Source organism: Comamonas sp. B-9 (genome assembly GCF_000410635.1).
Classification (GTDB): Bacteria; Pseudomonadota; Gammaproteobacteria; order Burkholderiales; family Burkholderiaceae_C; genus Comamonas.
Map to the genome: position 1 here is coordinate 61,172 of NZ_KE148532.1, position 18,130 is coordinate 79,301.

At 63.2% G+C, this 18,130-nt stretch carries 21 protein-coding genes; 11 read left to right on the forward strand and 10 right to left on the reverse strand.

Annotated elements, in window-relative coordinates; genetic code table 11:
• Window positions 1–190: 190 nt before the first annotated feature.
• Window positions 191–2,284, reverse strand: coding sequence for an excinuclease ABC subunit UvrB (gene uvrB, locus H928_RS0107020; protein WP_021025852.1), 2,094 nt, complete (start codon window positions 2,282–2,284; stop codon window positions 191–193).
• A gap of 144 nt (window positions 2,285–2,428) precedes the next feature.
• Between uvrB and H928_RS0107025 the strand changes: the two genes are divergently transcribed.
• From H928_RS0107025 to H928_RS0107040, 4 genes are all read left to right on the forward strand, one after another.
• A complete protein-coding gene (locus H928_RS0107025; protein WP_021025853.1) occupies window positions 2,429–3,628 on the forward strand; it encodes an amino acid aminotransferase in 1,200 nt (399 codons plus the stop codon).
• Window positions 3,629–3,892: 264 nt separating this feature from the next.
• Window positions 3,893–4,138 carry a GlsB/YeaQ/YmgE family stress response membrane protein gene (locus H928_RS0107030; RefSeq protein WP_021025854.1) on the forward strand — a complete coding sequence of 82 codons (246 nt, stop codon included), beginning with the start codon at window positions 3,893–3,895 and terminating at the stop codon, window positions 4,136–4,138.
• A gap of 79 nt (window positions 4,139–4,217) precedes the next feature.
• The gene (locus H928_RS26580; protein WP_021025855.1) at window positions 4,218–4,769 is read left to right on the forward strand and encodes a hypothetical protein; all 552 of its coding nucleotides are present in this window, start codon (window positions 4,218–4,220) and stop codon (window positions 4,767–4,769) included.
• Between the two features lie 114 nt (window positions 4,770–4,883).
• A complete protein-coding gene (locus H928_RS0107040; RefSeq protein WP_021025856.1) occupies window positions 4,884–5,486 on the forward strand; it encodes an isochorismatase family protein in 603 nt (200 codons plus the stop codon).
• A gap of 221 nt (window positions 5,487–5,707) precedes the next feature.
• On the opposite strand, the gene H928_RS26585 is transcribed toward H928_RS0107040, so the two are convergent.
• Complete coding sequence (locus H928_RS26585) at window positions 5,708–6,346, reverse strand: C40 family peptidase (protein ID WP_021025857.1); 639 nt, start codon at window positions 6,344–6,346, stop codon at window positions 5,708–5,710.
• A 499-nt stretch (window positions 6,347–6,845) separates the two neighbouring features.
• On the opposite strand from H928_RS26585, the gene H928_RS33960 reads away from it, so the two are divergent.
• The 4 genes from H928_RS33960 to H928_RS0107065 are packed head-to-tail and all read left to right on the forward strand — an operon-like array spanning window position 6,846 to window position 8,881.
• Window positions 6,846–7,289 (forward strand): GFA family protein, encoded by a 444-nt coding sequence (locus H928_RS33960; protein WP_021025858.1) that lies wholly within the window; start codon window positions 6,846–6,848, stop codon window positions 7,287–7,289.
• Between the two features lie 29 nt (window positions 7,290–7,318).
• Entirely contained in the window at window positions 7,319–7,708 is a 390-nt protein-coding gene (locus H928_RS0107055) for a hypothetical protein (protein ID WP_148293079.1), read from the forward strand.
• Window positions 7,702–8,208, forward strand: a complete 507-nt coding sequence (locus H928_RS0107060) for a DUF523 domain-containing protein (RefSeq protein ID WP_021025860.1) — start codon at window positions 7,702–7,704, stop codon at window positions 8,206–8,208. The genes H928_RS0107055 and H928_RS0107060 overlap by 7 nt, the downstream gene beginning before the upstream one ends.
• The gene (locus H928_RS0107065) at window positions 8,198–8,881 is read left to right on the forward strand and encodes a DUF1294 domain-containing protein (protein ID WP_021025861.1); all 684 of its coding nucleotides are present in this window, start codon (window positions 8,198–8,200) and stop codon (window positions 8,879–8,881) included. The genes H928_RS0107060 and H928_RS0107065 overlap by 11 nt, the downstream gene beginning before the upstream one ends.
• Window positions 8,882–8,891: 10 nt before the next feature.
• Here the strand turns inward: H928_RS0107065 and mnmH are convergent, their stop codons facing one another.
• The 6 genes from mnmH to H928_RS0107095 form a co-directional block, all read right to left on the reverse strand.
• Entirely contained in the window at window positions 8,892–9,944 is a 1,053-nt protein-coding gene (gene mnmH, locus H928_RS0107070) for a tRNA 2-selenouridine(34) synthase MnmH (protein ID WP_021025862.1), read from the reverse strand.
• Window positions 9,945–10,216: 272 nt separating this feature from the next.
• Complete coding sequence (locus H928_RS0107075; RefSeq protein WP_027010647.1) at window positions 10,217–10,747, reverse strand: GNAT family N-acetyltransferase; 531 nt, start codon at window positions 10,745–10,747, stop codon at window positions 10,217–10,219.
• Complete coding sequence (locus tag H928_RS26595; RefSeq protein ID WP_021025864.1) at window positions 10,740–11,354, reverse strand: helix-turn-helix domain-containing protein; 615 nt, start codon at window positions 11,352–11,354, stop codon at window positions 10,740–10,742. Before H928_RS26595 ends, H928_RS0107075 begins: the two co-directional genes overlap by 8 nt.
• Before the next feature lie 108 nt (window positions 11,355–11,462).
• Window positions 11,463–12,209 (reverse strand): aldolase, encoded by a 747-nt coding sequence (locus tag H928_RS0107085; protein WP_043339142.1) that lies wholly within the window; start codon window positions 12,207–12,209, stop codon window positions 11,463–11,465.
• A 164-nt stretch (window positions 12,210–12,373) separates the two neighbouring features.
• Complete coding sequence (locus tag H928_RS0107090) at window positions 12,374–13,012, reverse strand: 3-oxoacid CoA-transferase subunit B (protein WP_021025866.1); 639 nt, start codon at window positions 13,010–13,012, stop codon at window positions 12,374–12,376.
• 10 nt (window positions 13,013–13,022) lie between these two features.
• A complete protein-coding gene (locus tag H928_RS0107095) occupies window positions 13,023–13,724 on the reverse strand; it encodes a CoA transferase subunit A (protein ID WP_021025867.1) in 702 nt (233 codons plus the stop codon).
• Between the two features lie 91 nt (window positions 13,725–13,815).
• Here H928_RS0107095 and H928_RS26600 point away from each other — a divergent pair, with 91 nt between their 5' ends.
• Window positions 13,816–14,406, forward strand: a complete 591-nt coding sequence (locus H928_RS26600) for a PAS and helix-turn-helix domain-containing protein (RefSeq protein WP_021025868.1) — start codon at window positions 13,816–13,818, stop codon at window positions 14,404–14,406.
• 43 nt (window positions 14,407–14,449) lie between these two features.
• On the opposite strand, the gene H928_RS0107105 is transcribed toward H928_RS26600, so the two are convergent.
• A complete protein-coding gene (locus H928_RS0107105; RefSeq protein WP_021025869.1) occupies window positions 14,450–15,730 on the reverse strand; it encodes an NAD(P)/FAD-dependent oxidoreductase in 1,281 nt (426 codons plus the stop codon).
• Between the two features lie 117 nt (window positions 15,731–15,847).
• On the opposite strand from H928_RS0107105, the gene H928_RS26605 reads away from it, so the two are divergent.
• Window positions 15,848–16,537 (forward strand): DUF4336 domain-containing protein, encoded by a 690-nt coding sequence (locus tag H928_RS26605; protein ID WP_021025870.1) that lies wholly within the window; start codon window positions 15,848–15,850, stop codon window positions 16,535–16,537.
• Between the two features lie 12 nt (window positions 16,538–16,549).
• Here H928_RS26605 and H928_RS0107115 read toward each other — a convergent pair whose 3' ends face one another.
• Window positions 16,550–16,975, reverse strand: coding sequence for an Lrp/AsnC family transcriptional regulator (locus tag H928_RS0107115; RefSeq protein WP_027010648.1), 426 nt, complete (start codon window positions 16,973–16,975; stop codon window positions 16,550–16,552).
• Window positions 16,976–17,138: 163 nt separating this feature from the next.
• Between H928_RS0107115 and H928_RS0107120 the strand changes: the two genes are divergently transcribed.
• Window positions 17,139–18,130: ornithine cyclodeaminase (locus H928_RS0107120; protein ID WP_021025872.1), on the forward strand; the 992-nt coding region annotated here is incomplete at its 3' end.

An 18,130-nucleotide genomic window follows, 5' to 3' on the forward strand; every position in this document is an offset into this window, starting at 1 on the left:
CCATAGACGCCCAATGCAAGCAAGCCACCCGCAATGACATCGTCGTAGCCTGTCGCTCCACCCTGCATGCAGGGTAGGTCCCATTCATCGATAGGCTTTTTTCTTGTTGTTGAGTAATTTGTGTCAGTATAGCACAATGCCCCCTGAATTCGCTCGGGTAAGCAAAGATTACTTACAGAAACTGACATCGCTAGAGGCTGCGGGTATTCCCTGCCTCTGGAGCGGCCCCGCCAAAAGCCCTTTGTTTCAAGATGGTTAATTGGTCGCGCGCCTGGGCTGCGGCCTCGAATTCGAGGTTGCGCGCCGCCTCCAGCATCTGCTTTTCCAGGCGCTTGATTTCCTTGGCAATCTCTTTCTCGGACATGTCCTCGACCTGGGCGCGGCTCATCGCCACCTGCTGGGCGCGGTCCATGTCGTCGCTGGCCTTGGTGCTGTAGACGCCATCGATCAAATCACGCACTTGCTTGACAATGCTGCGCGGCACGATGCCATGCTCCGCATTGAAGGCCATCTGCTTCTCGCGGCGGCGGCTGGTCTCGTCCATCGCCTTGCGCATCGAGTCGGTGATGCGATCGGCATACAAAATCGCCTTGCCATTCATGTTCCGTGCCGCACGGCCAATGGTCTGGATCAGGCTGCGCTCGGCACGCAGAAAGCCTTCCTTGTCGGCGTCCAGGATGGCCACCAGCGAGACCTCGGGGATATCGAGGCCTTCGCGCAGCAGGTTGATGCCCACCAGCACATCAAAGGTGCCCAGGCGCAGATCGCGGATGATCTCGACGCGCTCGACGGTCTCCACATCGGAGTGCAGGTAGCGCACCTTCACGCCGTTGTCGGTCAGGTACTCGGTCAGCTGCTCGGCCATGCGCTTGGTCAGCGTGGTAATCAGCACCCGCTCCTGCACCTTCACCCGGGCATGGATTTCCTGCAGCACATCGTCGACCTGGTGGGTCGCAGGGCGCACTTCCACCTCGGGATCGACCAGGCCGGTGGGCCGCACCACCTGCTCGACGATCTTGCCCGCATGGGTCTTCTCGTACTCGGCCGGTGTGGCCGAGACAAACACCACCTGGCGCATGCGCTGCTCGAACTCGCCAAACTTGAGCGGGCGGTTGTCCAAGGCGCTGGGCAGGCGAAAGCCATACTCGACCAGGGTGGTCTTGCGCGCCTTGTCGCCGTTGTACATGGCATTGAGCTGGCCGATCATCTGGTGGCTCTCGTCGAGAAACATCAGCGCGTCCTTGGGCATGTAGTCCGTCATCGTCGGCGGCGGATCGCCCGGCGCCGCGCCCGAGAGGTGGCGGCTGTAGTTCTCAATACCCTTGCAGTGCCCCACCTCGGTCAGCATCTCCAGGTCGAACCGGGTGCGCTGCTCCAGGCGCTGGGCTTCCACCAGCTTGCCCTCTCCCACCAGGTGCTTCAGGCGCAGCGCCAGCTCTTCCTTGATGGTCTCGACGGCCACCAGCACCTGGTCGCGCGGGGTCACATAGTGGCTGCTGGGGTAGATGGTGAAGCGCGGCACTTTCTGGCGCACGCGGCCGGTGAGCGGGTCAAACAGCTGCAGGCTCTCGACCTCGTCGTCAAACAGCTCGATACGCACCGCCATCTCGCTGTGCTCGGACGGAAACACATCGATGGTGTCGCCCCGCACGCGGAAGGTACCGCGCGAGAAATCTGCATCATTGCGCTTGTACTGCATGCGCACCAGCTGGCCAATCGCATCGCGCTGGCTCAGCTCATCGCCCACACGCAGGATGAAACGCATCTTGGTATAGGACTCGGGCGAGCCGATGCCGTAGATGGCCGAGACGGTGGCCACGACGATGGTGTCGCGGCGCTCGAGCACGCTCTTGGTGGCCGACAGCCGCATCTGCTCGATGTGCTCGTTGATGGCGCTGTCCTTTTCGATGAACAGGTCGCGCTGGGGTACATAGGCCTCGGGCTGGTAGTAGTCGTAGTAGCTGACGAAGTACTCCACCGCGTTCTTCGGAAAGAACTCGCGGAACTCGCTGTACAGCTGCGCGGCCAGCGTCTTGTTGGGCGCAAACACGATGGCCGGGCGCCCGGTGCGCGCGATCACATTGGCCATCGTGAAGGTCTTGCCCGAGCCCGTGACGCCCAGCAAGGTCTGAAAGGCCTCACCGTCATCAATGCCTTCCACCAGCGCATCGATGGCCGCCGGCTGGTCGCCCGCAGGCGGATACGGCTGGAACAAGGTGAAGGGCGAGCCCGGATATTGGATGAATTCCCCCTCACGGGGTGCCTCTGGAGTGACTTCGTGCATAGGTCGGGTATGCCACGCGCGAGCGGGCGTCGCTAGAATACGGGGTTAACCCCAAAGCGTACTGCAAAATTGCGGTGGAGGCGATGGCCTCTTGTTTGGCATTTGGGGGTACAAAGCCAGATTTCTACCTACCAAGGACTACACATGTCTCTTTTCTCTTCCGTCGAAATGGCCCCACGCGACCCCATCCTGGGTCTCAATGAGCAGTATGCCGCCGACACCAACCCGCAAAAAGTGAACCTGGGCGTGGGTGTGTATTTCGACGACAACGGCAAGCTGCCGCTGCTGCAGTGCGTGCAGGCCGCAGAGAAAGCCATGATGGACAAGCCCACGCCCCGTGGCTACCTGCCTATCGACGGTATCGCTGCCTATGACAACGCCGTCAAGGCCCTGGTGTTCGGCGCGGATTCCGAAGTCGTGGCTTCCGGCCGCGTGGCCACCGTGCAAGCCGTGGGCGGCACGGGCGGCCTGAAGATTGGTGCGGACTTCCTCAAGCGCCTGAACCCCCAAGCCAAGGTGCTGATCTCGGACCCCAGCTGGGAAAACCACCGCGCGATCTTCCAGAACGCCGGTTTTGAAGTGGCCAGCTACCGCTACTACGACGCGGCCAACCGCGCCATCGATTTCGACGGCATGATCGCCGACCTGAACGCAGCCGCCGCTGGCACCGTGGTGGTGCTGCACGCCTGCTGCCACAACCCCACCGGCTACGACATCAGCGCCGCCCAGTGGGACAAGGTCATCGAAGTCGTCAAGGCCAAGAACCTGGTCGCCTTCCTGGACATGGCCTACCAAGGCTTTGGCCACGGCATCGCCGAAGACGGCGCCGTGATCGGCAAGTTCATCGCTGCGGGCCTGAACATTTTTGTGTCCACCTCGTTCTCCAAGAGCTTCTCGCTCTACGGTGAGCGCGTGGGCGCGCTGTCCGTGGTTGCCACCGACAAGGAAGAAGCCAGCCGCGTGCTGAGCCAGCTCAAGGTCGTCATCCGCACCAACTACTCCAACCCACCAACCCACGGTGGTGCCGTGGTAGCCGCCGTGCTGAACAACCCCGAGCTGCGCGCGCTGTGGGAAAAGGAACTGGGCGAGATGCGCGTGCGCATCAAGGAAATGCGCCAGAAGCTGGTGGACGGCCTCAAGGCCGCTGGCGTGAAGCAAGACATGGGCTTCATCACCACCCAGATCGGCATGTTCTCGTACTCGGGTCTGAGCAAGGACCAGATGGTGCGCCTGCGCTCCGAGTTCGGCGTGTACGGCACGGACACCGGCCGCATGTGCGTGGCTGCGCTCAACAGCAAGAACATCGAGCACGTCTGCGCATCGATCGCCAAGGTCGTCGCTTAATTCTCTGACCGCCTTCCGGACTGGGCCCTTCGCGGCCCGGCCCGGCCAGGTCCGGCCAAAAGCAGCCCGCGCCGGCAACGGCACCGGCTGCTTTTTTCATACGCATGACAGCGCCAGTTCACCGTTGTTTATGACGTAAAGCCGCAGGATTTGAAGCCTTCTCCTACAAACAGCCTTAAAGTGCCTTGGTACGCTTCAGGGCGTATTGGCCAGGGCCGCCTCAACCCGAGGCACTGGCGTTCACAGCTCAACGGAGAACCAAGCATGTCCATCATTGGAACCATTTTCATCGGCCTGATTGTTGGCCTCATTGCACGCGCCATCAAGCCCGGGGACGACAAGATGGGCTGGATCATGACCATCCTGCTGGGCATTGCCGGCTCGCTGCTGGCCACCTACGCCGGCGTGGCGATGGGCTGGTACCAGGAAGGCCAGGCAGCAGGATGGATCGCCTCCATCGTCGGCGCCATCATCTTGCTGGTGCTCTACGGCCTGGTCCGCAAGCGCTAAGCACCCGGCAGCCTGCGCCAGCCGGGGTCACCCGCTGCCGCAGGTTTTTTTCCGCTTTTGACCTCACTTCCTGACCCCCATGAAACTTGGACGCAAGCCCCGCCCCCTCTCCGCACTGCAACTGGCCGCCCAGACCGGCAACCCTGCGCTGCTGGAGGCGGTTGAGCAGTCCCAAAAGCTGCTGCACCGCAAAGCCCTGATGGCCGCTCTGGCCAGCGCCACGCCGGTGCCCGGGCTCGACATGGCGGTGGATGCCGCCTTGCTGTCGCGGCTGATTCCGCAAATCAGCAATTACTTTGGCCTGAGCGACGAGCAGATTGCCCGCCTGACCCCTGCCAAGCGCGCCAAGGTGCAAAACACCGTCAACATGCTCGGCGGCGTGCTGGTGGGCAAGCTGATCACCAAGGATGTGATCATGCGCGGCGCCAAGGCGCTGGGCATGCGCCTGACGGTGCAGCAGGCCAGCAAATATGTGCCGATTGCCGGCCAGGCGGTATCGGCCGCCCTGGGCTACGCCACCTTGCGCTACCTGGGCGAGCAGCACCTGCGCGACTGCGTGCGCGTGGCGCATGAAGCGGGGATTGTGCTGCCGGTGGTCTATGCGCCTGCGCTGGACCAGGACAAGCGCTAAATCTGCGCCAGGCTGGCTCGGTGCTGCGCCGCGCGCCAGTGCATTTCTCCCTCCCCTCCCACGCCTGCGCCACGCCGCCACAGCAGCCGCTCGCCGCCACAGGTAAAATGCCGCATGCTTATAGATTTTGAAGAATCCCAGCTGGTGCTGGTTGACTACCAGGAAAAACTGATGCCCGCCATTTTTGATGGCGCGCAGGTGTTGAAGAACGCCACCCTCCTGGCCCAGGTAGCCCAGCAGCTGCAGGTGCCCGTGTTCGGCACCGAGCAAAACCCCAGCAAGCTCGGCCCCAATGCTGCGCAGCTGCGCGGCCTGTGCAACAAGACCTTGGCCAAGATGTTCTTCAGCGCCGTGCCAGAGGGCCTGAACGAATGGCTGCGCCCTCCTGCCAAACCCCAGGGCGGCAATGCCCGCAGCCTGCCCAAGCACCTGCAAAAGCCCCAGCAAGCCGCGCCTGAGCGCAACAGCATCATCATTGCCGGCTGCGAGGCCCATGTCTGCCTGCTGCAAACCGCGCTGGAGCTGCTCGAAGACGAGTTCGATGTCTGCGTGGTCACCGATGCCTGCAGCAGCCGCACCGAGCGCAACCGCGATGCCGCCTTTGACCGCCTGGCCGGCGCCGGCGCCGAGCTGGTCACCACCGAGATGGTCATCTTCGAATGGCTGCGCAGTTGCGAGCACGAAGACTTCCGCGAAATCTTGCAGATGGTCAAGTAAGCCTGCGCTGGAGCCCCCTCCAGCCAGTCGCCCACCCAGGCTGCCCCAGAGGCAGCCTTTTTTACGCCCCTACTCCGTGCCGTTTCTATATATAGAGGGGTGCAGGACTGAGGCCCTCCCCCCCACGACGCAGACCAGCCAACCGCACCGCGCAGGCCACAAAAAAGCTTCCCGAAGGAAGCTTGGTTCGTTTGCAGCGCCTGCTGCAGATGACTTGGCGCTCAGTTCACGCGCATATTGGCCTTGGACATCACGCGGCCGATCAGGTCCTGCGCTTCCGCACCATCGAGGTTGACCTGCTGCATCAGCTTGGTGCGCGCCTCGTCGCTCAGCTCCACACGGCGGGCGCCGTCAAAGCGCTTTTCCCAGTAGGCAATATCCATGCTCTCGACCCGAACGGTCTTGCCGGTGCGGGGTGAGTGGATGAACTTGCCATCCCCCATATAGATCCCCACATGGCTGAAAGCCCGGCGCATGGTGTTGAAGAACACCAGATCACCGGGCTTGAGCTCCGCTTTTTCAATCTTGTCGGTCGCAGCCGCCTGCTCTTCTGCGCGGCGCGGCAGGATCTTGCCCCAGCTCTCCGCATACACAGCGCGTACCAGACCACTGCAGTCAAAACCCGTCTCTGCGCTGTTACCGCCACGGCGGTAAGGCACACCAATGAGGCTCAGCGCATTGCTGATCAGCACATTGGCCTGGTCCTTGACCTGGTGATGCACCGAATCGAGCTTGGACAGACTGCTTTGGCCAATGCCCAGCAGCAAATCCAGATCGGATGGCTTGTGTTCGCTCTCGGGGGCGGCATGTGCGCTGACAGACGCGGCGACGATGAGGGTGCAAATCCATTTCGGTGACATAGCGGGCGACTTTAGCACGGTTTATTTTGAAGACAATTCATAAATATGTAACAAAATCCAAACCAGTTATTCCCCAAATTACCGGGGTTTTCCCGTGGAATTTTGTGAAATTATGCATGAGCTTTGGCTTAACTACTCCATAACCAATTGTTTTTATTGATTTTCCGCAATTCATCAAGCTTTCACACAGAACCCTTGGTTGTTTCTATATGCAACCATAGTTACTACGCCAAAGACTGTAAAGATATTCCTACAGGCCTGCCTGCTCAGCGCCCGCTTTCGCTTGTTGACAGTTATGCAAGACTCATGCCACCCAGGCGCACACGGGGGAGCTGTGATGCAGTACAGCGACAGCTCCCCTCGCCCACTTCCTTCCAGGTCCTGCCCATGCTCATCCACGGCACATGCCATTGCCAGGCGGTTCGCTTTACCGCCTTGATCGACCCCAGCCAGGGATGCTCTGCAAAACCCTCGCCAAGCGGGATGGGCGCGGATCGCGATGAGCCGCAAGGCGTCTTTTGCAGCCAAGAGCGAGCTATTGGCAAGGAAGACAACGCAGCGGATCGCCCGAGCCTGCGTTCAGACCACGGCAGGGAGTTTTGCAGAGGATCCCTGGGTCAGCGTATACCATTGCAGCGACTGCCAGGTGCTCTCGGGCGCACCGATGCGGGCGATTGCCAAAGCCGCGATCACCGATTTCTCGCTGCAAGGCGCCGTACAGACCTATACCAAGACCGCGCAAAGCGGCCAGCGCCGCGACCAGGTCTTCTGCCCGGTTTACGCAACGCCGCTGTATGGCTGCGCCGCACAGAACCCGGAGTTCGTGGTCATCCGCCTGGGCTGCGTGGAAGAGTGCGCGCAGCTGCCGCCACAGCGGCAGATCTGGACCGCATCAGCGATGCCCTGGCTGGCTGATTGCGTGGCGCCATCCGGGGCTGCATGATCGCAGCCTGGGTCTGCGACAATCGCCAAATGCCTCGCCAGTTTGAATTTGCCGACTCCGAAATCAGCCGCATCCACCCCACTGCGGAAGGCTGCAGCATCGAATTCTCAGCCGCGCTGATCAGCGAGCGCCAAGGGAGCGAGACCCAGCGCCGCTACAGCAATGGCCTACGCCTGGTGCTGACCCCCTGCCCGCCCACACTCGCACACGAAACGCAAGCCTTTGGCTTGCTGGCCGGCGGCTGGCTGCAGTTGGGCCAGCAACGGCTCAGCACGCTGCCAGTGCCCAGCGATTACCAGGCAGAGGCGCTCAGCCTGCAGCTGCAATTTGCCAATGGTCTGCAATTGCAGCTGAGCGGCAGCAGCCTGCGCTGCGAGGCCAGCGCGCAGGCCCAGCAGGTGGAGCTGCTGGCATGCTGAGGCGCGCGCTCCCCAAGGTGCTGGTCAGCGGCTGCCTGCTCGGTCAGCCCGTGCGCTATGACGGCAGCCACAAATGGGCGCAGCATGCGGTGCTTGACCGCTGGCTGGCGCAGCAGCAGGTGGTGAGCCTCTGCCCCGAGATGGCGGCTGGCCTGCCCACGCCCCGCTTGCCCGCCGAAATCGTTGGCGGCACCAGCATCGCGGTGTTGCGCCATGCCGCCCAGGTGCGCGACAGCGCGGGCAACGATGTGACCGACGCCTTTGTCCATGGCGCGCACCTGGCGCTGCAACTGGTGAAGCGCCATGGCATCCGCGTGGCGGTGCTCAAGGAGTTCAGCCCGACCTGCGGCTCCAGCCAGGTCTATGACGGGCAGTTTGCCGGCCGCACCGTGCCCGGCGAAGGCCTGGCCTGCAGCCTGCTGCGCCAGGCGGGTGTTGCCGTTTTCAGCGAGAACCAATGGGAAGAAGCCGCTGCGCAGCTGGAGGCCTATGCTGCTTGAAGGCACCCTGCAATCCTGGAACGATGAGCGCGGCTTTGGCTTTATCGCCCCCGATGGCGGCGGCCCCCAGGTGTTTGTGCATATCTCCGCCTTCCAAAACCCTGCCGCCCGGCCCCAAGCCCGCCAGCGGCTGAGCTATGTGCTGGACAAGCCCGCAGGCGACAAACCCCGGGCCAGCCGCGCCCGCGTGCTGGGCGCCAGCACACCGGGTGCATCAGCATCGCAGTCACCACATGCCACTCGCCCACGGGCCGCAGCGACGCGCCCTCAGCGCCAGGCTGCCAGCACCGCCAGATCAGGCCCATCCGGCGGCGCAGCCCTGCTGTTCATCCCCGCATTGGCCGCTCTGCTGCTTCTACTGGGCCTGAGCTTTGGCTCCACCTGGCGCGCTGCAGGCTGGTATCTGCTGGCTTCGCTGGTCACCTTTGCCTGGTATGCCTGGGACAAGGCTGCCGCGCAGCAAGGGCATTGGCGCACCCCGGAGAAGCACTTGTGGCTGCTGGGTTTGCTGGGCGGCTGGCCGGGCGCCTTGCTGGCCCAGCGCTGGCTGCGCCACAAATCCAGCAAGCGGGATTTTCTGCAGGTGTTCTGGCTGACGGTGCTGCTCAACCTGGTGGCGCTGTGCCTGCTGTTTTCGCCACTGGGCCAGCGGCTGGGGCTGCCAACGTTCTAAAGCCGCAGGCCTAAACAGCCAGCTGCCGGATCTGCGCGGCCAACTCGCCAATGCGCGCATCCGACAGGTCATCGGTCTGCAGGCTCTGGCGCGCGGCCCAGCGGGCAAAATTGCGCGCCTGGCTGCGCTCGTAATGCGGGTCGTAGTGCAGGTCCATCAACTCGGCAAACAGCGGCGCGAGCTCGCCTTGCGCTGCCCAGCCTTGCCAGCGACCCACGACTTCCTTGCCTTGCAGCTCCTTGAGGTAACCGAGCTTGGTGGCCAGCACACCGGCATCGGCACCCAGGTAGGCATAGTCGCGCAGCAAATAGGCCAGGCGGGCTTGTGCGGATGCCTGCACCTCAATGACCGGCGCTTGGCGCATATGCTCGACCAGGGCCATCGGCACGGAAATGCGGCCAATCTTGGCGCTTTCGCCTTCGATAAACACCGGGCGCTCCAGATCGAACTGGCCGATCTGCGTGGCCAGCAAGGTCTCAAAGTGCTTCTGGCTCGGCTGCTCCACGCCAGGCAGCTGGCCCAGCAGCGAGCCCTTGTGGCTGGCATAGCCTTCCAGGTCAATCACCTGCGCGCCCTGCTCGGCCAGCGCATGCAGCACCCGGGTCTTGGCGCTGCCGGTAGCGCCGCAGAGCACCTGCAGGCGCAGGCGCGGCACCAGTGACTCCAACCGCTCGATCACATGGCCACGAAAGCCCTTGTAGCCGCCGGCCAGCTGCTGCGCATCCCAGCCCACCAGGCGCAGCCAGGTCACCATCGATCCGCTGCGCAGGCCACCGCGCCAGCAATAGACCAGCGGCTTCCAGTTCGCGGGCCGGTCGTGGAAGGTATCGTGCAGGTGGCGGGCCAGATTGGCGCTCACATAGGCAGCGCCCAGGCGCTTGGCCTCAAACGGACTGACTTGCTTGTAGATGGTGCCGATCTGGGCGCGTTCTTCGTTGCTGAGCACCGGGCAGTTGATCGCTCCAGGAATGCGGTCCAGCGCGAATTCGGCAGGGGAGCGGGCGTCGACAATGGTGTCGAACTTGTGGATGTCGCTGATGCGAACAGGCTGGCGATGGGACATAAGGCAGATGCTGGCAGCGATGTGCCAGTCCAAGGATCAGGGCAAGTGCCGCGGGCAACCCAGAGGTTGCGCGGCCACTGCGCAGAGTGATCGAGCCTCGATACAGCCATCGCAAGCCGGTGCGGTCGATTGACCAGCGCCGGGCCTGCGCTGCGCGAAAAAAGTGATTATCCCATGGCCGCGTGGGCTGCTGTGGGTGGCGCACGGCTAGTGGTGCACGGCCAGTGGCGCGCGGCGAGTGGCGCACGGCCAGCAGTGCGCGCCCAGCAGCCTCAGCCGTCTACCGGATTCGCCGGTGTTTGCAGCAGCAATTGGTACAAGGCGAGGTCCAGCCAACGCCCAAATTTAAAGCCCACCTGGGGCATCAGGCCGACGGACTTGAAACCCAGCCGCTCATGCAAGGCGATCGAGCCGGCGTTGTCCGCATCGATCGCGCCCACCAGTGCATGCACATCCTGCTTGCGCGCCTCGTCGATGATGGCCTCCATCAGCTGCAGGCCCAGGCCCTGGCCGCGCTGGTCGGCGCGTACATAGACTGAATGCTCCATCGTGTACTTGTAGGCCGGATAGGCGCGGAAGGCGCCATAGCTGGCAAAGCCCAACAGCTCGCCGGCGGCATCCTCAACACCAATCACCGGGTAGCCGCCCTTGAGCTTGGCGTCAAACCAGCTACGCATATTGCCCGCATTGCGGGGCTGGTAGTCATACAGCGCCGTGCTGTTGACGATGGCGTCGTTCAGAATCGCCAAAATTGCCGGCGCATGCCGGTCGTGGGTGCAGCGCACCCAGTGTCTCTCAGTCATCCATCTCTCCAGGAAAAACCACAGGCAAGGCCGGCAGGCTATCGCCCAGCGCCGCCAGCGCCAGCAAATAGCGGGCGGGCTCGGGGCTGGGGTTGCTAAATACCAGGGTTTGGTCGAGCACCATGGCCAGGCAGTCTCCCGCCTGCAAATGCCAGCTTTGCATGCCCAGGCTCAGCTGCAGCTCGCCTTGCAGCAGCCACAGCTGCTGGTGCAAGGGCTGGCTGCGCAGGCCATTGTCAAAGGCCACGCGCTGGCCGGGCGGGAACACCACCTCCACCATCTCAAACGGCGCAGGAAACCCCACCGGGCTCAGCTGCCGGCGCTCATAGCCGATCGCAGGGTCGCGCCAGCGCGGCTGGGCAGCTGCGCGCGCCAAGGGCTGCGGCGCCTGCGCCTGGCGCTCATCGGCAAAGAGTGCTGCCAGCGGCACCTGCAAGGCCTGGGCCAGCTTGCCCAGCACTGCGGCGGTGGCGCTGGTCTGCCCGCGCTCGATCAAAGAAATCATCGACCGGCTGACACCGCTGCGCTGCGCCAGCACCTCCAAGGTGTGGCCGCGCTGTTTGCGCAGGGCACGCACCTTGGCAGAGAGCAATTCGTCAACCGTCATTCATCCACTTTAACAGAAATTAATTCCTGTATATTGGATTTTCAACATACGCGCACTTCCTGTCGGATGGCAAGCGGCGCGAATCTCAAGAGAAATATGCAGGGAATATCAGGGGATCTGGCGGCGCAGCGCCTCAAAGAACAGCGTCGACTGCAGGCGCTCGCCATTGGCCTGTTCGGCCACACGTGCGGCCAGCGACGGATCGCAGGGCGCGAGTGGCACACCGGTCGATTGCGCCAGCACCTGGGCCTGGCAGGCGCGTTCCAGGTAGTAGAGGTCGTCAAAGGCATAGTCCATGCGCTCGCCGCAGACGATGATGCCGTGGTTGCCCAAAAAGCTGATGTCCGCGCCCTGCATGGCCTGCGCAATGCGCGCGCCTTCGCTGTCGTCCAGTGCAAAGCCGTTGTACTGCGCATCGATGGCCAGGCGGCCATGGAAGCGCATGGCGTTCTGGCTCAGGGTGGTGTCCAGCGCGCGCTGCGTGGTCAGGGTCAAGGCGGTGGCATAGGGCATGTGGGTGTGCAGCACACAGGTCTTGCGTGCAATGCGGTGCACGGCAGCATGGATGAACATTGCGGTCGGCTCAACCACATGGCCGCCAGCGACCACGCTGCCCTGGGCATCGACCATCACCACATCATCCGCATGGATCTCGCTCCACATCAGGCCGCGCGGGTTCAGCAGAAAATGCTGGCCATCGGGCAGCGCCATGCTGAAATGGTTGCACACGCCCTCCCCCAGGCCAAAGTGCGCAGAGGCCCGCAAGGCCAGCGCCATGTCTTCGCGCATGCGCAGCACATCGGGGCGGATAAACAAAGGGTGGGAGAGATCGGCAGGCGCGAAGGGAGCGTTCATGGGGCTGAAGATTCTTTGCAGAGATGTGCGCAGTATGTCGTCTGCGCTCTGGACCGGCAATGGGGAAAGCGACAGCCGCTGCCCGCCCATGAAAAAAGCCCGCCATCGGTCGATGGGCGGGCCCGCTCGTGCTGCGCCAGCCCGCAAGGGCTGGGCGGCTGCGCTTACTGGATCAGGCTGACGCCGGTCTTGGACTGCACATCGTCAAAGCTGACTTCGGGAGCCAGCTCGACCACCTTCAGGCCTTCGGGCACCACATCGAACACACCCAGGTCGGTGATGATGCGGTCCACCACGCCCACGCCGGTCAGCGGCAGGGTGCAGTCCTTCAGGATCTTCAGGTCGGTGGTGCCGTCCTTCTTCTTGGCTACGTGTTCCATCAGCACGATGACGCGCTTGACGCCGGCGACCAGGTCCATCGCGCCGCCCATGCCCTTGACCATCTTGCCTGGAATCATCCAGTTGGCCAGGTCACCCTTTTCAGACACCTGCATGGCGCCCAGGATGGACAGGTTGATCTTGCCGCCACGGATCATCGCAAAGGACTGGTCCGAGCTAAAGATGGACGAGCCGGCAATCGTCGTCACCGTCTGCTTGCCGGCATTGATCAGGTCGGCGTCGATGGCTTCTTCCGTTGGGAAGGGGCCGATGCCCAGCATGCCGTTTTCCGATTGCAGCCACACTTCCTTGTCACCGGTGTGGTTGGCCACCAAGGTAGGAATGCCGATACCGAGGTTCACATAGAAGCCGTCTTCCAGCTCTTGCGCCGCACGTGCGGCCATTTGGTCTTGGGTCCAAGGCATGACTGGCTCCTTAGTGCTTTTCGGTAATGGTGCGCTTTTCGATGCGCTTCTCGGGAGTGGCGTTGAGCACCAAGCGGTGCACATAGATGCCCGGCAGATGGATCTCGTCGGGCTTCAGGGCACCGACTTCAACAATCTCCTCGACCTCGACGATGCAGACTTTGCCGCAGGTCGCTGCTGCCGGGTTGAAGTTGCGTGCCGTCAGGCGGAACTGCAGGTTGCCGCTCTTGTCCGCGCGCCAGGCCTTGACCAGCGATACGTCCGCGACGATGGAGCGCTCCATCACATAGGTCTCGCCATCAAACTCGCGCAGCTCCTTGCCCTCGGCCACTTGCGTGCCCACACCGGTCTTGGTGAAGAAGGCGGGGATGCCGGCGCCGCCAGCGCGCATCTTCTCGGCCAGGGTGCCCTGGGGGGTGAACTCCAGCTCCAGCTCGCCGGCCAGGTACTGGCGCTCGAACTCCTTGTTCTCGCCCACATAGGACGCGATCATCTTCTTGATCTGGCGCGTCTCCAGCAGCTTGCCCAGGCCAAAACCGTCCACACCGGCATTGTTCGATGCCACCGTCAGGTCCTTCACACCGCTGTCGCGCAGCGCTTCGATCAAGGCCTCGGGAATCCCGCAAAGGCCAAAGCCGCCCACGGCCATTAACTGCTTGTCTGCCACCACGCCTTTGAGCGCGTCCGCAGCACTGGGGTAGATCTTATTCACACTTGTCTCCTGATAAGAAGGGCTTGTTTCGCCAATCAAGCATACTACGTATTAGGATACGTAGTATTTCGTAAAGGGGACAATTTTTGCCATGGCAGTGACACCACTCGACTACCGACAAGCCTTCGAAATGGCGCCTGTGGGCCTGGTGGTGTCCCACCGGCGGGTCATGATCGACTGCAATGAGCAGGTCTGCGACATGTTCCGCACCTCGCGCGAGCTGATGATGGGCCAGTCCTTCCAGATCCTCTACCCCAGTGCCGACGAGTTCGAGCGCCTGGGCCGGCGCATCGCCCCCATCATGGGCGCGCACGGCCTGTACTCGGACAACCGCATCATGAAGCGCGCCAATGGCGAGATGTTCTGGTGCCATGTGATGGGCCGCGCCTTCAACCGCGAGGACCCGCATGAAGGCGGCGTCTGGAGCTTTGAGGACCTGAGCGCGCTGCGCCCGGTGCGTGCCGAGCTCACTGCCCGCGAACGCGAGGTGGCCGCCCATCTGCTCGAAGGCATGACCAGCAAGGAGATTGGCCGGGGCCTGGGTATCAGCCACCGCACGGTCGAAATCTACCGCACCCGGCTGATGCGCAAATACGGCGCCGATTCATCGGCCGAGCTGGTGCAAAAGCTGCTGGCTGGCGGCAGCTCGCTCGATATCGTCCTGGGGCCGGACGATATCTGAACGCCACGCAAAAAACTGCCTGGACCTGCCAGGCAGTTGCGCATCAGTGCAGCTTCATGCGGCCCGATACGCGTTGCTGCAGCAAACGGGCCAACGCCAGCACCGCCGTCTTGCCGGTGCCCAATATGGCGCGGTGGTGCATCAGGTGCAGGGACATATACATCCACTTGGCAATGAGGCCCTGCACAAAGAAGTTCTTGCCCGAGAGCCCGCCCATCAGATTGCCCACGCCCTTGTTGTCGCCCAGCGAGACCAGCGAGCCAAAGTCCTGGTAGACAAACACTTCGTTGAACGAGCGCTCCTTGAGCGCTGCAAACAGCAGCTTGCACAAATAGCTGCCCTGCTGGTGCGCCGCCTGCGCACGGGCCGGCACGGTCTTGCCTTCGGTCCAGGTGGCAGCGGCGCAGTCACCCATCGCATAGATGCGGCTGGCACTGGTGCGCAGGGGGTCATCGACGACAAACTGGTTGATACGGTTGACCTCCAGCCCCAGGCGGGCATTGCTGTCGGCTGCCTTGATGCCCGCGGCCCAGACGATCAGATCGGCCGGCACCTCGCCGTTGGAGGTGATCACCTGGCCCTGCGCCAGCGACTGCACGCGCGTGCCGGTCATTACCCGCACGCCCTTGCGCTCCAGCGCCACACGGGCCTGCTCCGAGATACGGGGCGGCAGCCCGCCCAGAATCCGCTCGCCGCCTTCTATCAGGCTGATATCGAGCCTAAAGCGCTGGCTGTCCGACAGGCTCTCGAGCAGCATCTGGTGCGCCTCGATCAACTCGGCCGACAGCTCCACGCCGGTGGCACCGGCGCCCACAATGGCAACGCCCAGTGAACGCGGCTCGGCATAGGAGGCATGGGCACAGGCACCGAGCCAGTCGGCATGGAAGCGCTGCGCATCACGCACGCTCTCGAGCAAATAGGCATGTTCGATACCCGGGGTGCCAAAAGAATTGGAGCCGCTGCCCATCGCCAGCACCAAATGCTGGTAACTGATGACGCGCTCGGGCACCACCTGCTTGCCTGCGTCGTTGATCACCGGTGCCAGCACAATGCTTTGCTTGGCGGCATCGAGCCCCATGCATTCGCCCATCGCAAAACTGAAATGGTTGCGGCGCGCCAGCACGGTGTAGGACAGGCCTTCCTGGTGCGCATCGAGCGTGCCAGCCGCCACTTCGTGCAAGGTGGGCTTCCAGATGTGGAAAGGCATCTTGTCCACCAGCAAGACGCGCTCGCGCCCTTCGCGCGCGCCCAGTTTGCGCCCCAGTTGTGCGGCCAGTTCCAGTCCACCTGCACCGCCGCCCACAATCACCACGTCATAGTGCATGTACGATTCCTCAAAAGATGGCTGCCATTGTTGACCATTGCCAGATTTTCTGCACCTGCGCGCCCGGATTCACAATGAAAATCCAAGGCATTCCCCTCCACTGCAACCAGGCCCACCATGCTTGAACGGATCACCGACGACCTCTGGAGCGCCACCCAACAGATCAGCGTGCACGGCCTGCCGGTACGCACGCGCATGACCGTTGTGCGCCTGCCCGGTGGCGCGCTGTGGCTGCATTCGCCCATTGCGCCCACGCCCACGCTGCGCGCAGCCTTGGATGCACTGGGCGATGTGCGCTGGATCGTTGCGCCCAACCGCATGCACCACCTGTTTGCCGGTGCATGGCAGGCGCATTACCCGCACGCAGCGCTGTGGGGGGCGCCGGGCCTGGCGGCCAAACGTCCCGACCTTCCCCAGCTGCACAGCCTGGACCAGGCATTGCCCGCAGCCTGGCAGCCCGCTTTGCAGATGCAGGCGTTTGCGGGCCTGCCCATCCTGAATGAATGCGTCTGGCTGCACCAGCCCAGCGCCAGCCTGATCGTGACCGATGTGCTGCAGTACTACCCGCAGGATCTGTCGCTGTCGGCGCGCCTGTTCAACAGCCTCAATGGCACGCGCAGCCGCCTGGCCATGCCGCGCGCGCTGCGCTTCGCAATCCGCGACCGGGTCGCTGCCAGCGCGGCCGCTACCCGCATCTGCGCCTGGCCGGTGCAGCGCCTGGTGCTGGCCCATGACGCACTCATCACTGAAGACGCTCAGCAGCAACTGCAGCAGGCGCTGGCATTTTTGCTGAGCGACAAGCCCTGAACAGAGGATCGCTCAGGACACCCGAAAACTCTCTAGGTGGATGCTGGTCTCGCTGTTGCTGATGCCCTTGATCAGCCGAATGCGTTCGAGCACCTGGGACAGCGCCTCCAGGCTGGCCACCTGCAGCTCGGCGAGCAGATCCCAGCGGCCATTGGTGCTGTGCAGCGCCGCCACGCCGGGCTCGCCGAGCAAGGACGCCATCACGCGCCGCGTGTCATTGCCGGTGATCTCGATGCTCATCCAGGCGCGCAGCACGTCGGGCTGCACATCGGGGCGCAGGCGCACGCTGTAGCCCACGATCAGGCCGTCTCGCTCCAGGCGGTCCATGCGGTTGGTGACGGTGCCGCGCGACACCCCCAGCTTGCCCGCCAAGGTGGCCACGCTCTCGCGCGAATTCTGGCGCAGCAGGCTGATCAAGGCTTGGTCAATATTATCGATATGCACAATGAGGCCTGACTAATTGCTCTAAATCCTGTCATTTTCTACCATTTTTCGCACTTTGCTTTATGGCCACTTGGACAGACACTGGTTGCAGACGCTGCGGCACCGCCTTGGGGCTTGCGCAGCGGGCAGCGATAACGACAAACCAGGAGCCATCACCATGACAACCCACCCAGGCCAAGTTGACTTTCTCAGCACCGATGCCGCTGCCGCGCTGGTGCAGCGCGTGGGGCTGATCGAACTGCTGCGCGGCTTGGTCAGCGCGCTGGAGCAGGATTTCTCGCGCTGGCAGGATTTTGACAAGACAGCGCGCCTGGCCCAGCACACCCCAGACGGCGTCATGGAGCTGATGCCGGTGGCCGATGCCAGCCACTTCGCGTTCAAGTATGTCAACGGCCACCCCAAGAATCCGCAGCTGGGCATTCCGTCGATCATGGCCTTTGGCGCGCTGATGCGGGCCGACACCGGCGCGCCCATTTTGCTCAGCGAACTGACTTTGACGACCGCCTTGCGCACTGCCGCCACCTCGGTAATGGCCGCCAAGCTGCTGGCGCGGCGCAGCAGCCGAACCATGGCGCTGATCGGCAATGGCTCGCAGAGCGAATTCCAGGCGCTGGCCTTTGTGGGCCTGCTGGGCATCCAGTGCCTGCGCCTGTTTGACATTGACCCTGCCGCCACCGACAAGCTCATCCACAACCTCAGGACGCAAATCCCCGGCGTGCAGCTGCAGCGCTGCAAGAGCGCGGCCGAGGCGGTGCAAGGGGCCGACATCGTCACCACGGTCACGGCCGACAAGGCCAATGCGACCATCGTCAGCCGTGCGATGGTGCAGCCCGGCATGCACCTGAATGCGGTGGGGGGCGACTGCCCCGGCAAGACCGAGCTCGATGCCGCGATCCTGCCCGACGCCAAGGTCTTCGTTGAATTTGCGCCGCAAAGCCGTATCGAAGGCGAGATCCAGCATATGCCCGAGGACTTTGCCGTGACCGAGCTGTGGCAGGTACTGCGCGGCGAGCAAGCGGGCCGCCAGCGCGATGACGAAATAACGGTGTTCGACTCGGTCGGCTTTGCGCTGGAGGACTACACCGCGCTGCGCTATATGCATGCGCTGGCCCGTGAGCACCAGCTGTTGCAACCGCTGGCACTGCTGCC